Annotated in this window: 14 protein-coding genes; 3 read left to right on the top strand and 11 right to left on the bottom strand. The window is 64.5% G+C overall.

What is annotated here, in order from left to right; translation table 11 throughout:
* Positions 1-15: 15 nt before the first annotated feature.
* The gene (locus ABSY19_RS25290) at positions 16-1,242 is read right to left on the bottom strand and encodes a pyridoxal phosphate-dependent aminotransferase (RefSeq protein WP_382156968.1); all 1,227 of its coding nucleotides are present in this window, start codon (positions 1,240-1,242) and stop codon (positions 16-18) included.
* A gap of 138 nt (positions 1,243-1,380) precedes the next feature.
* Between ABSY19_RS25290 and ABSY19_RS25285 the strand changes: the two genes are divergently transcribed.
* The 3 genes from ABSY19_RS25285 (at position 1,381) to ABSY19_RS25275 (ending at position 4,352) form a co-directional block, all read left to right on the top strand.
* Positions 1,381-1,761 (top strand): Mth938-like domain-containing protein, encoded by a 381-nt coding sequence (locus ABSY19_RS25285; protein WP_382156966.1) that lies wholly within the window; start codon positions 1,381-1,383, stop codon positions 1,759-1,761.
* A 171-nt stretch (positions 1,762-1,932) separates the two neighbouring features.
* Positions 1,933-2,409, top strand: coding sequence for a peroxiredoxin (locus tag ABSY19_RS25280; RefSeq protein WP_291111385.1), 477 nt, complete (start codon positions 1,933-1,935; stop codon positions 2,407-2,409).
* Between the two features lie 194 nt (positions 2,410-2,603).
* Positions 2,604-4,352 carry a PhoH family protein gene (locus ABSY19_RS25275; protein ID WP_382156964.1) on the top strand — a complete coding sequence of 583 codons (1,749 nt, stop codon included), beginning with the start codon at positions 2,604-2,606 and terminating at the stop codon, positions 4,350-4,352.
* A 66-nt stretch (positions 4,353-4,418) separates the two neighbouring features.
* On the opposite strand, the gene dnaB is transcribed toward ABSY19_RS25275, so the two are convergent.
* The 10 genes from dnaB to ppsA all read right to left on the bottom strand — a co-directional run bounded on the left by dnaB (position 4,419) and on the right by ppsA (position 14,900).
* Complete coding sequence (gene dnaB, locus ABSY19_RS25270; RefSeq protein WP_291111389.1) at positions 4,419-5,858, bottom strand: replicative DNA helicase; 1,440 nt, start codon at positions 5,856-5,858, stop codon at positions 4,419-4,421.
* 174 nt (positions 5,859-6,032) lie between these two features.
* Positions 6,033-6,485: a 50S ribosomal protein L9 gene (gene rplI, locus ABSY19_RS25265; protein WP_382156962.1), complete on the bottom strand. Its 453-nt coding sequence runs from the start codon at positions 6,483-6,485 to the stop codon at positions 6,033-6,035.
* Between the two features lie 13 nt (positions 6,486-6,498).
* The gene (rpsR, locus tag ABSY19_RS25260; RefSeq protein WP_068166407.1) at positions 6,499-6,780 is read right to left on the bottom strand and encodes a 30S ribosomal protein S18; all 282 of its coding nucleotides are present in this window, start codon (positions 6,778-6,780) and stop codon (positions 6,499-6,501) included.
* An 11-nt stretch (positions 6,781-6,791) separates the two neighbouring features.
* Entirely contained in the window at positions 6,792-7,055 is a 264-nt protein-coding gene (gene priB / locus ABSY19_RS25255; RefSeq protein WP_382163936.1) for a primosomal replication protein N, read from the bottom strand.
* A 48-nt stretch (positions 7,056-7,103) separates the two neighbouring features.
* Positions 7,104-7,490 (bottom strand): 30S ribosomal protein S6, encoded by a 387-nt coding sequence (gene rpsF, locus ABSY19_RS25250; protein ID WP_291111398.1) that lies wholly within the window; start codon positions 7,488-7,490, stop codon positions 7,104-7,106.
* Between the two features lie 130 nt (positions 7,491-7,620).
* Positions 7,621-8,094, bottom strand: coding sequence for a hypothetical protein (locus ABSY19_RS25245; protein ID WP_382156960.1), 474 nt, complete (start codon positions 8,092-8,094; stop codon positions 7,621-7,623).
* Positions 8,095-8,305: 211 nt separating this feature from the next.
* On the bottom strand, positions 8,306-9,988 hold the full coding sequence (locus ABSY19_RS25240; protein WP_382156958.1) for an MFS transporter: 1,683 nt from the start codon (positions 9,986-9,988) through the stop codon (positions 8,306-8,308).
* A 126-nt stretch (positions 9,989-10,114) separates the two neighbouring features.
* Complete coding sequence (locus tag ABSY19_RS25235) at positions 10,115-12,178, bottom strand: VC_2705 family sodium/solute symporter (RefSeq protein WP_382156956.1); 2,064 nt, start codon at positions 12,176-12,178, stop codon at positions 10,115-10,117.
* Positions 12,171-12,443, bottom strand: a complete 273-nt coding sequence (locus tag ABSY19_RS25230) for a DUF4212 domain-containing protein (protein ID WP_382156954.1) — start codon at positions 12,441-12,443, stop codon at positions 12,171-12,173. Before ABSY19_RS25230 ends, ABSY19_RS25235 begins: the two co-directional genes overlap by 8 nt.
* A 63-nt stretch (positions 12,444-12,506) precedes the next feature.
* Positions 12,507-14,900, bottom strand: a complete 2,394-nt coding sequence (ppsA, locus tag ABSY19_RS25225) for a phosphoenolpyruvate synthase (RefSeq protein ID WP_382156952.1) — start codon at positions 14,898-14,900, stop codon at positions 12,507-12,509.
* Between the last annotated feature and the right edge of the window lie 61 nt (positions 14,901-14,961).

The raw sequence follows: 14,961 nt of genomic DNA, 5'->3' as shown, positions 1-14,961 counted from the left end.
TGGGAAGCGGAAAAATCAGGTGCCGTGGCGTTTTCGCCAGCCCTCGAAAAACTTGGCCACACGGTGGATGGCCTCGCGCAGGTCGTCCTCGTGCGGCAGGAACACGATGCGGAAATGCTGGTTGTCCGGGTAGTTGAACCCGGTGCCCTGCACCAGCATCACGCGCGTTTCCTGCAGCAGTTCCAGGAACATCTGCTGATCGTCCTCGACCGGGTACATCTTCGGGTCGAGCTTGGGGAACATGTAGAGCGCGGCCGAGGGCTTGACGCAGCTCACGCCCGGAATGGCGGTGATGAGTTCGTAGGCGAGGTCGCGCTGGCGGCGCAGGCGACCGCCTTCGCACACGAGGTCGTTGATGCTCTGGTACCCGCCCAGCGCGGTCTGGATCGCCCACTGGCCCGGCACGTTGGCGCACAGGCGCATGTTCGAGAGCATGTTCAGGCCCTCGATGTAGTCCTTGGCGGGTTTCTTGTTGCCCGAGACCACGAGCCAGCCCGCGCGGTAGCCGCACGACCGGTAGCTCTTGGACAGCGAATTGAAGGTCAGCGTGAGCACGTCGTCCGACAGGCTGGCGATGGCCGTGTGTTTGGCACCGTCGTACAGCACCTTGTCGTACACCTCGTCGGCGAAGATCACCAGCCCGTGCTCGCGCGCGAGTTCCACGATGGCCTTGAGCAGATCGTCGGAGTACAGCGCACCCGTGGGGTTGTTCGGGTTGATCACCACGATGCCCTTGGTCGCCGGCGTGATCTTGCGGCGGATGTCGTCGATGTCCGGCATCCAGCCGTTGGACTCTTCGCACATGTAGTGCACCGGCGTGCCGCCCGACAGGCTGGCCGCGGCCGTCCACAGCGGGTAGTCCGGTGCCGGCAGCAGCAGCTCGTCGCCGTTGTCCAGCAGCGCATTGGTCGCCATCACGATGAGCTCGCTCGCGCCGTTGCCGAGGTAGATGTCTTCCAGGGCCACGCCTTTGATGCCCTGCTTCTGCGTTTCGTGCATCACCGCCTTGCGCGCAGCGAAAATGCCCTTGCTGTCGGAGTAACCCGCCGAGTTCGGCAGGTTGCGGATCATGTCCTGCTGAATCTCCTCCGGCGCATCGAAGCCGAACACCGCCAGGTTGCCGATGTTGAGCTTGATGATCTTGTGGCCTTCCTCTTCCATCTGACGCGCCGCGTCCATGATGGGCCCGCGGATGTCGTAGCAGACGTTGGCAAGCTTGGCGGATTTCTGGATGCTTTTCAAAGGCCCTCCGGAGGGGGTTGTGGGGTCATGACCAACATGCCCCGCCGAGGTGCACCGGGCGTTATATTCGGTCTCTTCAGCAGGGAAAACCTGCAATTTGACCACAGATCCCCAGCCCTTCTGATCCACTGCCTTCCCATGAAACTTCACGCCGACAAGCTGGACACGCAGTCCATCACCTCCTACGGCGAGGGGTGGATCGCCGTGAACGGCCAGCGCCATGCCGGCAGCCTTGTGCTCGCCTCGGGAGGCCAGCTGATTCCCTGGGAATGCCAGCGCTTCGAAGACCTCACCGCCACGCACTTCGAGCAGTTGGCCAACGTCATGCCCGAAGCACCTGAACTGGTGGTGTTCGGCAGCGGCTCCCGGTTGCGCTTCGTGCGGCCCGCGCTGCTGCAGGGTTTGATGGAGCGCCGCATCGGCGTGGAAACCATGGACACCGCCGCGGCCTGCCGCACCTACAACATCCTGGCTGGCGAAGGCCGCCGCGTCGTGGCCGCGCTTTTGATCGAAACCTGAAACGCCCTCGTTCCCCTCTCCAGCCAAACCGTGACGGAATGGCGCAATCAGGGTAAAATAGCGGATTGTTTCCTGCCACGGCCCCCTTTTGCATGTCCAGTGCAGGGCATGCCGTGAAGCACCCGGGAAGCCAACGAATCACCACCAACTTACGTCAGGGGTCCACGCAGTATGGCAGTCGTTGTCAACAAACCCATTCCCGAATTTGAATCGCAGGCCACCGGTGGCGTGAAGGTCAGCAACCAGACCCACCTTGGCCAGACCATCGTTCTGTATTTTTACCCCAAGGACAACACCCCCGGTTGCACGACCGAGGCCATGCAGTTCCGCGACAAATACAAGGATTTCGTCAAGGCCGGCGCGCAGGTGTTCGGCGTGTCGCGCGACAACATGAAGTCGCACGACGACTTCAAGACCAAGCTCGAGCTGCCGTTCGAGCTGATCGCGGACACCGAAGAGAAGATGTGCCACATGTTCGGTGTGGTGAAGAACAAGATCATGTACGGCAAGAAGGTCAAGGGCATCGAGCGCAGCACCTTCCTGATCGGCCCGGATGGCGTGCTCAAGCAGGAATGGCGCGGCCTGAAAGTGCCTGGTCACGTGGAAGACGTGCTCAAGGCGGTCAAGGCGCTCAAGAAGGCGCCCTGAACCCCAGGATCGAGGGAGTGGGACCACGCTGATGCAGGGATTTCCGGGTCACACGACTCGTGCATAATGAATTCATGACAACGGGAAGCTTTTCAGCCCCACCCTCTTTCGACAAGCTCCGCAGCTCTCAAAGCCGCCCGGTTTTCCCGGCGGCTTTTTGTTTTCCGGCCCCGCGCTGACACCACAAGCCCTCCATGCCACTGCCTCCCGCACCCTCCAAACGCGCAGCCCTGCTAGCCCCCGACGCCTACTCCCTTCGAGCCGCCGAAGAGCCACTGGACTTGAACCCTGTTCTGGAACCGTCCGTACCGGTTGCACCCGCCACCCCGGCGGGCTCGGCGCCGAAGGGCAATGGGCGGGGTCGAAAACCCTCGACAACAGCGGCCAGTGCACGTGCCGAAGTGCCGAAGGCACCCGTGCGCCCGCCCGCTCCGGTGGTGGCCAAAGCCCCCGAGGTGCGCCAGCCCGTCCCCGAGGGGCCCGTCGAACCCCGGGCCCCCGTGGCACCGGTGGCCAGCAACCGCCGGCGCACCGCAAGCAAGGCCGGCAACGGGCCGGCGCGGCTGTTCGTGCTGGACACCAACGTCCTGCTGCACGATCCCATGAGCCTGTTCCGCTTCGAGGAACACGACATCTTCCTGCCCATGATCGTGCTCGAAGAACTCGATGGCCACAAAAAAGGCATGACCGAGGTGGCCCGCAACGGCCGCCAGACCAGCCGCACGCTCGACGCCCTGGTGGCCCAGCAAGGTGGCGACATGGCCAAGGGCCTCAAGCTCTCGGCCACCGGCCATCAGTCGGCCCGTGGCCTGCTGTTCTTCCAGACCGAGCCGCTGGACAACGCCCTGCCCTCCAGCCTGCCTCAGGGCAAGGCCGACAACCAGATCCTGGGCGTGGTGCATGCCCTGCGCGAGCGGCATCCGCAACGCGAAGTCATCCTGGTGTCGAAAGACATCAACATGCGGGTGAAAGCGCGCGCGCTGGGCCTGGCCGCCGAGGACTACCAGAACGACAAGACCCTGGACGACGGGGAACTGCTCTACGCCGGTGCCCTGGCCCTGCCCCAGGACTTCTGGACGCGCCAGAGCAAGACCATCGAGAGCTGGCAGAGCGGCAGCCACACGTTCTACCGCGTGAGCGGCCCTGCAGTGGGCCAGTTCTACATCAACCAGTTCGTGTATTTCGAGGCGCCCGGCGAGCCCTCGCTGTATGCCCGTGTGACCGAGATCCGCGACAAGACCGCGGTGCTCAAGACGCTGAAGGACTACACCCATTTGAAAAATGCGGTGTGGGGTGTGACCAGCCGCAACCGCGAGCAGAACTTCGCGCTCAACCTGTTGATGGACCCGGAGATTGACTTCGTCACGCTGGCCGGCACCGCGGGCACTGGCAAGACGCTGATGGCGCTGGCCAGCGGCCTGACCCAGGTGCTTGACGACCGCCGCTACACCGAGATCATCATGACGCGCGCCACCGTGAGCGTGGGTGAGGACATCGGCTTCCTGCCGGGCACCGAAGAGGAAAAGATGGGTCCCTGGATGGGTGCGCTCGACGACAACCTCGAGTTCCTGGCCAAGGGCGACGGCGGCAATGCCGGCGAGTGGGGGCGCGCTGCCACCAATGAGCTCATCCGCAGCCGCATCAAGGTCAAGAGCATGAACTTCATGCGCGGCCGCACCTTCATGAACCGCTACGTGATCATCGACGAGGCGCAGAACCTGACGCCCAAGCAGATGAAGACGTTGATCACCCGCGCCGGCCCGGGCACGAAGATCATCTGCATGGGCAACCTCGCACAGATCGACACGCCCTACCTGACCGAGGGTTCGTCGGGCCTGACCTACGCGGTCGATCGTTTCAAGGGCTGGCCGCATGGCGGACACATCACGCTGGCGCGCGGAGAGCGTTCGCGCCTGGCCGATTTCGCCAGCGAAGTGCTCTGACCTGAAGGCTTTTCGCCATGAAAAAACCCGGCCCAGGCCGGGTTTTTTCATGCGCACCGTCCGTCGTCAGTAATCGCTGCCACCGCCCATGCCACCGCCTGCCAGGCTTTCGAAACGGGTGAGCATGTTCAGGAAGGCCAGCTTCACCACGCCGGTGGGGCCGTTGCGCTGCTTGCCGATGATGATCTCGGCCACACCCGGCTCCTTGCAGTTCTCGCGGTTGTAGTACTCGTCGCGGTAGATGAACATGATGATGTCCGCATCCTGCTCGATGGCACCGGACTCACGCAAGTCCGACATCATGGGGCGCTTGTCGGTGCGCTGCTCGACCGACCGGTTGAGCTGGGAGAGCGCGATCACCGGGCATTGCAACTCCTTGGCCAACATCTTCAACCCCCGCGAGATTTCGCCCAGCTCGGTGGCGCGGTTGTCGCCCCCGGACGCGCCGGAGCCACTCATGAGCTGCAGGTAGTCGACCACGATCAGACCCAGCTTGCCGCACTGCCTGGCCAATCGGCGGGCATTGGCACGCAGCTCGCTGGGCGTGAGACCCGGCGTCTCGTCGATGTGCAGCGACACGGTACGCAGCTTTTCGATCGCCTCCGTCAGGCGGGGCCACTCGTCGTCGGTGAGCTTGCCGGTGCGCAGATGCCCCTGGTTGATCCGGCCGATGGACCCGACCACACGCACCGCCAGCTGCGATGCACCCATTTCCATGGAGAACACGGCCACAGGCAGCCCTTCGTTCAAGGCCACGTGCTCGGCGATATTGATCGCGAACGCGGTCTTGCCCATGGAGGGTCGGGCCGCCAGCACCACGAGGTCACCTGCCTGCAGGCCCGAGGTCATGCGGTCCAGATCGATGAACCCGGTGGGAACACCCGTCACGTCCGCCGGGTTGTCGGCCATCTCCTGCACACGGTCCAGGAGGTCCACCACGAGCTTGTCCATGCTCTGGAAGCCCTCCTTCATCCGGGAGCCTTCCTCGCCGATCTTGAAGACCTTCTGCTCGGCCTCGTCCAGGATCTTGGCGACCGGCCGTCCTTGCGGATTGAAGGCGGCGGTCGCGATCTCATCACTGGCGGTCACGAGTTTGCGCAGGATCGCGCGCTCGCGCACGATCTCGGCATAGCGGCGGATGTTCGCCGCACTCGGCACGTACTGCGCGAGCGAGTTGAGGTACGCCAACCCACCCGCCTCTTCGGCCTTGCCCAGGTTCTGCAAGTGCTCGAACACCGTCACCACGTCGGCAGGCTTGCTCCCGTTGACCAGGGTCGCGATCGCAGAATAGGTCAGCCGGTGCTCGTGCCGATAGAAATCGGAGTCGTTGATCAGGTCGGCCACACGGTCCCACGCGCCGTTGTCGAGCAGCAGGCCGCCCAGCACACTGGATTCGGCTTCGATGGAATGTGGAGGCACACGCAACTGGGCGACCTGACGATCCCCCACGGGGTCTTCAAAGCCCGCATCAAAGTCGGGGAAGGGACTGGAAAAGGCAGTGGACATGGAGGTATCGCAGCTAAAGAGCGATGGTACGCCCCAGGGGATGGATCAGGGGTGGACAACCCTGTGGAAATCCGGTGTGAATCGCGTGCAGAAGGCGGGATAACCCGCCCGCGCCGCGCAAAAAAAAAGCCGCTGCCCGAAGGCAGCGGCTTTTTGCAGAACGCTGCGTGGAACTCAGGCGGTTTCGCCGAGCACCGAGACGTTGACGTCCACCGTCACGTCGGTGTGCAGGTTGACGCTGACGGTGTAGTCACCCACGTTCTTGAGGGGGCCGTTGGGCATGCGCACTTGCGACTTGGCCACAGCGAAGCCTTGCTTGTTCAGCTCTTCGGACACGTCGTGGTTGGTCACGGAGCCGAACAGGCGGCCGTCCACGCCGGCCTTTTGCGACAGCTTGACCGTCACGGCAGCGAGCTTCTCGCCCAGGGCCTGGGCTTCGGCCAGCTTGGCCGCCGCCACCTTTTCGAGTTCCGCACGGCGGGCTTCGAATTCAGCGATGGCGCTCTGGGTGGCACGGCGGGCACGGCCGGTGGGGATCAGGAAGTTGCGGGCATAGCCCTCTTTGACCTTGACCACATCGCCGAGGGCGCCGAGGTTGATCACTTTGTCGAGCAGGATGATTTGCATGTCAGGCTCTCTTTCAGACGCGGTGCTGGTCGCTGTAGGGCAGCATGGCCAGGAAGCGCGCGCGCTTGATGGCGGTGTTGACCTGGCGTTGGTAGAACGCACGGGTGCCGGTCAGGCGCGCGGGAATGATCTTGCCGTTTTCGGCGATGAAGTCACGCAGGACGTCCACGTCCTTGTAGTCGACTTCTTCGACGTTGGCCACGGTGAAGCGGCAGAAGCGCTTGCGCTTGAAGAGCAGCGACTGGGTGTTGCGCTTCGGGCGCTTGTCTTTGTTGAAACGTTTGGGTGCAGCCATGATGGGCCTTCCTATGTTTTGCTGAAATCTTGGATGTGGAACACCACGCCTTTGCCATTGCGCGCATTCGTCATGAAACCGTGAAACTCACAAGCCGCATCCAGGCCCTGTCGGGAGAGGATTTCGGCCTGGGCACCGAAGGCCACGGCCCTCAGCTGCAATTTCACCTGTCTGGGGGTGTCCATCTCGACGACCTGGGACTCGTGTTCAAGCACGAGGTTGACGGCCGGGATGCCTGCCGGTGTGTAACGCAGGCTCTGCACCTGCACCACCACGGCGGACAATTGAAGACGGTTCACCCGATGACGATTGGCGCCACAGACTTAGGCGGCGGCCTGCTCCTGCGACTGGTGCGTGGCCGGCTGTTGAAGCTTGCGGGCTTCTTCGCGCTCGACCGACTTCATCATGGCCGACGGACCGGTGTCGGCCTTCTTGCGCAGCACGGTGAGGTGGCGCAGCACGGCGTCGTTGAACTTGAACGCGTGTTCCAGTTCGGACATCACGGCCTGATCGGCCTCGATGTTGACGCACAGGTAGTGGGCCTTGGACAGCTTGTTGATCTGGTAAGCCATCTGGCGGCGGCCCCAGTCTTCAACACGGTGGATCTTGCCACCACCGGTGGTGATCATGCCCTTGTAACGCTCCAGCATGGCCGGAACCTGTTCGCTTTGGTCCGGATGGATCAGCAAAACGATTTCATAGTGACGCATAGACACTCCTTGAGGATGAGCCGTGGGGAGCCACGGCGGGATTCAGCCACCCGCCGCGTCTGGAAGCGGTGTGGCAAGGCGAAAAGCTCACGATTATAGCAAATCGCGGCTTTTCGGTACCCCAGCTGCCTCAGCGGTTGTTCAGCGCCTTGTCCAGGGGCACGAACTTCTCGGGGCCCACGGCCTCGCGGATCCTGGGAGCCAGTTCGAGCAGTTGCTCGTAGTTGCCGGCGGCCTCCACCGCCAGATTCAGGCGAAACCCCCTCAAGCCCAGGCTGGCGGTGAGCCGGGTGGCGATGGGATAGGCATCCTGATAGCGCTGCACCGGACTGCGCGAGTTGTGTTCCTTGAGCACTTCGTCGTGGGCCGCGGCCACCGCCTGCTCCGCGGCCGAGGGCTTGGGTGCCGAATCGGTGATCAATCCGAGCGCGAACAGGTGCTCGACGTCTTCCTGGGACACCCCCATGGCAGCCGATGCCGCCAGCAACTCCGCCATGGAGCGCCGGCCATCCACGAGGATGAAGACCGACCGTTGTCGCGGCGTCAGCGGCACCGATCGGTCTTTCATGACCTGCAGGCCGGTTTCGGTTTTCACAATGCTCATGGGTTCTCTCGAGGAAGCTCCACCGGGGGTGGTTTGTACCGGTCACCGGGATGACTCAACGCGGAAGTTGGATGAAACGAGCTTTACATGCGACTGGCGGCATTTGAATTGGGGTTTATCCATACCGGAGCGCCCATGAAAAAGCCCGCACGGGGCGGGCTCTGTGAAGAAAGTCGCACCCGCCCGCGGGCGGGCGCGACCCTGCTCAACCTCAATCCTTGGCGTAGATGTCCACGTCCTTGGTCTCGCGGATGAAGATCATGCCGATGATGAACGTGCCGGCCGCCACGATCACCGGGTACCAGAGGCCGTAGAAGATGTCGCCGGTCGCGGCTACCATGGCGAAGGCCGTGGTGGGCAGCAAGCCGCCGAACCAGCCGTTGCCGATGTGGTACGGCAGGCTCATCGACGTGTAGCGGATGCGCGTGGGGAACATCTCGACCAGCATCGCGGCGATCGGGCCGTACACCATGGTCACCAGGATCACGAGGAACACCAGGATCAGCAGGACCATGCCCTTGTTCATCTTGGCGGGATCCGCAGGGGTGGTCAGGCCTTCGGCCTTGGCGGTGTCGGTCAGTGCCTTGCGGAAGTCGGCGATGTTCTTCGCGCTGTCGGCCGCAAAGGCATCGCGCTTCTCGTTGAGCACGCCCACCGGCGAGTTCAGCACCTTGTCGCCCAGCGTCACCGTCGCGGGTGCGCCGGCCGGACCCTGCACGCTGGTGTACGGGATGTACGCCTGCGTGAGTGCGCGCTTGGCGATGTCGCACGAGGTGCGGAAATCGATGTCGCGTGCAATCGGGCTACCCTGGAACGAGCACTCCTTCAGATCGGCCGTCACGGTGACCTTGTTCGCCTGTTGAGCCGCCACCAGCGCCGGGTTGGCGTAGTTCAGCAGCATCGGAAAGACGGTGAAGTAGGTCAGCGCAGCGATCAGGCAGCCGCCCATGATGATGGGCTTGCGGCCGATCTTGTCGGACAGCGTGCCGAAGAAGATGAAGAACGGCGTACCGATCAACAGCGAGGCGGCGATCATCAGGTTGGCGGTTGTGGCGTCCACCTTGGCGATCGTGGTCAGGAAGAACAGCGCGTAGAACTGCCCCGTGTACCAGACCACGGCCTGACCGGCGGTCAGGCCGAGCAGCGCCAGGATCACGACCTTCAGGTTCTTCCATTGGCCGAAGGACTCGGTCAGCGGCGCCTTGGAGGTCTTGCCTTCGGACTTCATCTTCTGGAACGCCGGCGACTCATTGAGGCTCAAGCGGATCCAGACCGAAATGCCCAGCAGCAGGATGGACACCAGGAACGGAATGCGCCAGCCCCATTCGCCGAACTCCTTGTCGCCCATCGCGGTGCGCACGCCCAGGATCACCAGCAGCGACAGGAACAGACCCAGCGTGGCCGTGGTCTGGATCCATGCCGTGTAGGCGCCCCGTTTGCCGTGCGGCGCGTGTTCGGCCACATAGGTCGCGGCACCGCCGTACTCACCACCCAGCGCCAGGCCTTGCAGCATGCGCAGGATGATCAGGATGACGGGAGCGGCCAGGCCGATGGACGCGTAGCTGGGCAGCAGGCCCACGATGAACGTGGACGCGCCCATGATCAGGATGGTCACCAGGAAGGTGTACTTGCGCCCGATCATGTCGCCCAGGCGGCCGAAGAAGATCGCACCGAACGGCCGCACCAGGAAGCCCGCCGCGAAGGCCAGCAAGGCGAAGATGTAGGCGGATGTTGGATCCAGGCCGGAGAAGAACTGGCGCGCGATGATGGCCGCGAGCGAGCCGTAGAGATAGAAGTCATACCACTCGAAAACCGTCCCTAGAGAAGAGGCGAAGATCACCTTTCTCTCCTCCTTGGTCATCGGTGCAGAAGCACTGGCCGTCGAAGTTGCCATGATGTTGAAGTCTCCTAAGTTAGATGGCTGGCACAAGATGCCATCGCAGTGTTTTAGGAGCGTCTGACAAGAAACTGACAGAGGGTGTCCTGGGCACGCCAGCACCCTCTGAACTGGTGTAAACCCCTAAGCGCTGGCGCCCTTGCGGCGCTGCAACAAGCTCAGAAAACCGATCACCACAAAGCCCACCGGCACACCGAAGACCCCCGCCGACAGGGGTTGGATGCCGAACCAGAGGTCTTGCCCCGCAGGCATGGCGAAGAAGGCGCGCACGGAGGGGGCGTTGATCATCATGTAGACCACCGTGGTGCCCAGGCCGATCAACATGCCGGCCACCGCGGCCGGGCCGGTGGTGCGCGACCAGAAGATGCCCATGATCATGGCGGGCACGAAGGCGGAGGCGGCCAGCGAGAACGAGGACGCCACCAGCGGAAGGATCTCGGCGGGCTTGAGCGCCGCGACGAAGGCGGCCACCGTGGCCACACTGAGCAAGGCGAACTTGGAGAGGATCACGCGCTGCTCGGGCGTGACGATGCGCTTGACCTCGTGGCAGTAGGTGTCGCGCACCAGCGAATTGCTGATCGTCAGCAGCAGGCCATCGGCGGTCGACAGCGCGGCCGCGAGACCCCCGGCGGCCACCAGGCCCGATACCACATAGGGCATGCCACCGAGCTCGGGGGTGGCCAGCATGATCACGTCGGCGCCCAGGCGGAGTTCGCTGAACTGCAGGATGCCGTCGCCATTGATGTCGCTCACCGAGACCAGCGAACCGTCCATGCGCGACCACTGCGCGATCCAGGGCGGCAAGGCATCGAAACTGCTGCCCACCACGTTCTGCATCACCTCGTACTTCACCAGCACCGCCAGCGCGGGCGCGCTCAGGTACAGCAGGGTGATGAAGAACAGCGACCACGCCACCGAGGAACGCGCGGTCGCCACCGATGGCGTGGTGTAGTAGCGCGTGAGCAGATGCGGCAGCCCCGCCGTGCCCACCATCAGGCAGAACATGAGGGCCAGGAAGTTCGCGCGCGAGGACTGGAAGGTCTCGCGCTCGGCGGGCGTGCCGTCCGGATCGCCCGCGAAGGCCTGGCTGTGCGGCATGAGCCCACCCAGCGGCCGGGACCGCTCCTCGCTTTCCTGCATGGCGCGCGTCCACCGTTCCCGCGCCGTCGCCACGTCAGGGGGCAAGGCCGCCAGTTCGCGCGTGGCCGCGACCACCAGCTCCATGTCGGCGTTCTGGGACTTGAGCGCGCGGACGCGCTCCTGCTTGGCGGCGCGCTCGCGCTTGAGCGTGCCCTCCACGTCCTGCAGCCACACGGCGTACTCTCGCGCGCGCCGCGCGAACTCGTCCTGCACCTGCTTCTCGGCCGGCGAGGCCATCAGGTCGTGCTCGAGCTGGGCGATCTTCTCGAGCTGCTCGCCGTACACCAGCGGCGCCAGCGGGTTGCCCAGCTGCTTGTAGGCCAGCCAGGACACCGGGATGAGGAAGGCGAGCAGCAGGATGATGTACTGCGCCACCTGGGTCCAGGTGATGGCCCGCATGCCGCCCAGGAACGAGCACAGCACCACCCCACCCAGGCCCAGCATGATCCCTATCTCGAACTGCACACCGGTCAGCCGCGAGGCCACCAGGCCAATACCGTAGATCTGCGCGACCACGTAGGTGAAGGAGCACAGCACGGCCGAAAACGCCGCGATGCGCCGGGGCCAGCGCCCGCCGAAACGCTCCTTGAAGTAGTCCGGCACCGTGTACAGGTTGAGCTTGCGCAGGTGGGGCGCGATGAGCAGGGCCACGAGGCAGAAGCCCCCGGTCCAGCCCAGCACATAGGCCAGCCCGCCGGCCTGCGTTTCAGTGCCACCGAAGCCCTGCAGGTAGAGCCCACCCGCGAGGCTGATGAAGGAGGCCGCGCTCATCCAGTCGGCGGCGGCGGCCATGCCGTTGTAGACCGGCGGAATGCGCCGCCCGGCCACGTAGTACTCCTCGGGGTCGGCGGTGCGGCCATAGATGCCGATGCCGCCGTACATCATCACCGTGGAGAACAGGAAGATGGGGCCCAGCCAGCGCCGGGACAGGCCGCTCTGCTCGGCCCAGGCCATCAGCAGCAGGAAGGCGATCAGGGCGAGGATGTAGAACGCCAGGATGCGGTGCAGCCGGCGCTTGTAGGCCGCGTAGGCCGGACTGTCAGGCATCACCGGCCTCGCTCGCCTCGCCGCGCGCCTCCTCGGCTTCCAGACGGCTCATGACGCTGGCATAGACCACCACGATGACGATGAACACCAGGACCGCGCCCTGGGCCGCCATCCAGAAGTGCAGCGGCCAGCCCATGACGACGACGCTCAGCTCCCGCGCGAAGAAGCAGACCCCGAACGAGGCCAGCACCATGACCGACAACAGCACCGCCTTCAGCGCCAGGGCGCGTCGGTCGTGTTCGTCGGTCGTGGGGCGCTCGGACATCACCGGATCATCGCACCCGGGCGGCTCGCGCCGCCTAGGTATTTGCTCGCAGCAGCGAGGCGATCACTCCTTGGCCAGCTGCTTCCAGGTGTCGATCACGCTGTCCGGGTTGAGCGAGATCGAGCTGATGCCCTCGTCGCGCAGCCACTCGGCGAAATCGGGGTGGTCGCTGGGGCCCTGGCCGCAGATGCCCACGTACTTGCCTTCGGCCTTGCAGGCGCCGATGGCCATGGTCAGCATGGCCTTGACGGCCGGGTCGCGCTCGTCGAAGTCGTGCGCCAGCAGCTCCAGGCCCGAATCCCGGTCCAGACCCAGCGTGAGCTGCGTCAGGTCGTTGGAGCCGATCGAGAAGCCGTCGAAGAACTGCAGGAACTGCTTGGCCAGCACCGCGTTGCTGGGGATCTCGCACATCATGATGACCTTGAGGTCGTTCACGCCGCGCGCCAGGCCCTTTTCGGCCAGCAGCCCGGTCACGCGCTCGGCCTGGGCCAGGGTGCGCACGAAGGGCACCATCACCTGCACGTTGCTCAGGCCCATGTCCTCGCGCACGCGCTTGAGCGCCTCGCACTCCATGGCGAAGGCTTCGCGGAACTCGTGGCTGACGTAGCGCGCCGCACCCCGGAAACCCAGCATGGGGTTCTCTTCCTCGGGTTCGTAGCGCGAGCCGCCCACCAGCTTGCGGTACTCGTTGCTCTTGAAGTCGGACAGGCGAACGATGACGGGCTTGGGCCAGAAGGCCGCCGCGATCGTGGCCACGCCTTCGGCCACCTTGTCGACGTAGAACGCGCGCGGCGAGGCATGTCCCCGCGCGACGGACTCCACCGCCTTCTTCAGGTCGGCGTCGACGTTCGGGTAGTCGAGGATGGCCTTGGGGTGCACGCCGATGTTGTTGTTGATGATGAACTCCAGCCGCGCCAGGCCCACCCCGCCGTTGGGGATCTGGGCGAAGTCGAAGGCCAGCTGGGGGTTGCCCACGTTCATCATGATCTTCACGTCCAGCGGCGGCATGTCACCGCGCTGCACCTCGGTGATTTCGGTCTCCAGCAAGCCGTCGTAGATGTTGCCGGTGTCGCCCTCGGCGCAGCTCACGGTGACCAAGGTGCCGTCCTTGAGCAGGTCGGTCGCATCGCCGCAGCCCACCACGGCCGGAATGCCCAGCTCGCGCGCGATGATGGCGGCGTGGCAGGTGCGCCCGCCCCGGTTGGTCACGATGGCGCTGGCGCGCTTCATCACCGGTTCCCAGTTCGGGTCGGTCATGTCGGTCACCAGCACGTCGCCGGGCTGCACCTTGTCCATCTCGCTGATGTTGTGCACCAGGCGCACGGGGCCGGTGCCCACCTTCTGGCCGATCGCGCGGCCGCTGGCCAGCACGGCGCCCTTGCCCTTGAGCTTGTAGCGCACCTCGGTCTTGCCGGCGCTCTGGCTCTTCACCGTCTCGGGCCGCGCCTGCAGGATGTAGATCTGGCCGTCGGTGCCGTCCTTGCCCCACTCGATGTCCATCGGGCGGCCATAGTGCTGCTCGATCACCAGCGCGTACTTCGCCAGTTGCTCGACGTCGGCATCGGACAGGCTGTAGCGGTTGCGCTGCTCCACCGGCACATCGATGGTCTTCACCAGCTTGCCGCTGCCGGCCTTTTCCTCGGGCGTGCTGAACACCATCTGGATCAGCTTGGAGCCCAGGTTGCGGCGGATCAGCGCGCGCTTGCCCGCCTTGAGCATGGGCTTGTGCACGTAGAACTCGTCCGGGTTCACCGCGCCCTGCACCACCGTTTCGCCCAGGCCGTAGCTGGAGGTGATGAAGACCACGTCCTCGAAGCCGCTCTCGGTGTCGATGGTGAACATGACGCCGGCCGCGCCGGTGTCGGAGCGCACCATGCGCTGCACGCCGGCGGAGAGCGCCACGTCGGCATGGGCGAAGCCCTTGTGCACGCGGTAGCTGATCGCTCGGTCGTTGTACAGCGAGGCGAACACCTCCTTCATCTTGTGCAGCACCTCTTCGATGCCCACCACGTTGAGGAAGGTTTCCTGCTGGCCGGCGAACGAGGCGTCGGGCAGGTCTTCGGCCGTGGCCGAGGAGCGCACCGCGAACGAGGCCTTGGCGTTGCCGGCGCTCAGGGTCACGAAGGCGTCGCGGATCGCTTTTTCCAGGTCGGCCGGGAACGGCTGGTTTTCGACCATGGCGCGGATCTCGGCACCGGCCTGGGCCAGAGCCCGCACGTCTTCGGTGTCCAGCTGGTCCAGCCGGGCGTTGATGCGCTCGGTCAGGCCGTCGTGCTTGAGGAATTCGCGGAAGGCGTGCGCCGTGGTGGCAAAGCCGGTTGGCACCTTCACGCCGGTGGGCAGTTGCGAAATCATCTCGCCGAGGCTGGCATTTTTGCCGCCGACGGACTCGACATCGCTCATTCGCAGTTTTTCGAACGGCACGACCAGATCGGTCGCTCCAAACAGCTGGGACATGGGAAAGCTCCTAAGGTTGAAAAACCGGGGTTCCAAGCGCCAGCGGGGCGACCTGTTGTTC

The sequence above is a fragment of the Hydrogenophaga sp. ANAO-22 genome, from assembly GCF_042466645.1.
Taxonomy (GTDB): Bacteria; Pseudomonadota; Gammaproteobacteria; order Burkholderiales; family Burkholderiaceae_C; genus Hydrogenophaga.
Note: the sequence above shows the minus strand (reverse complement) of the source record. Positions and strands in the feature narration are given on the sequence as shown.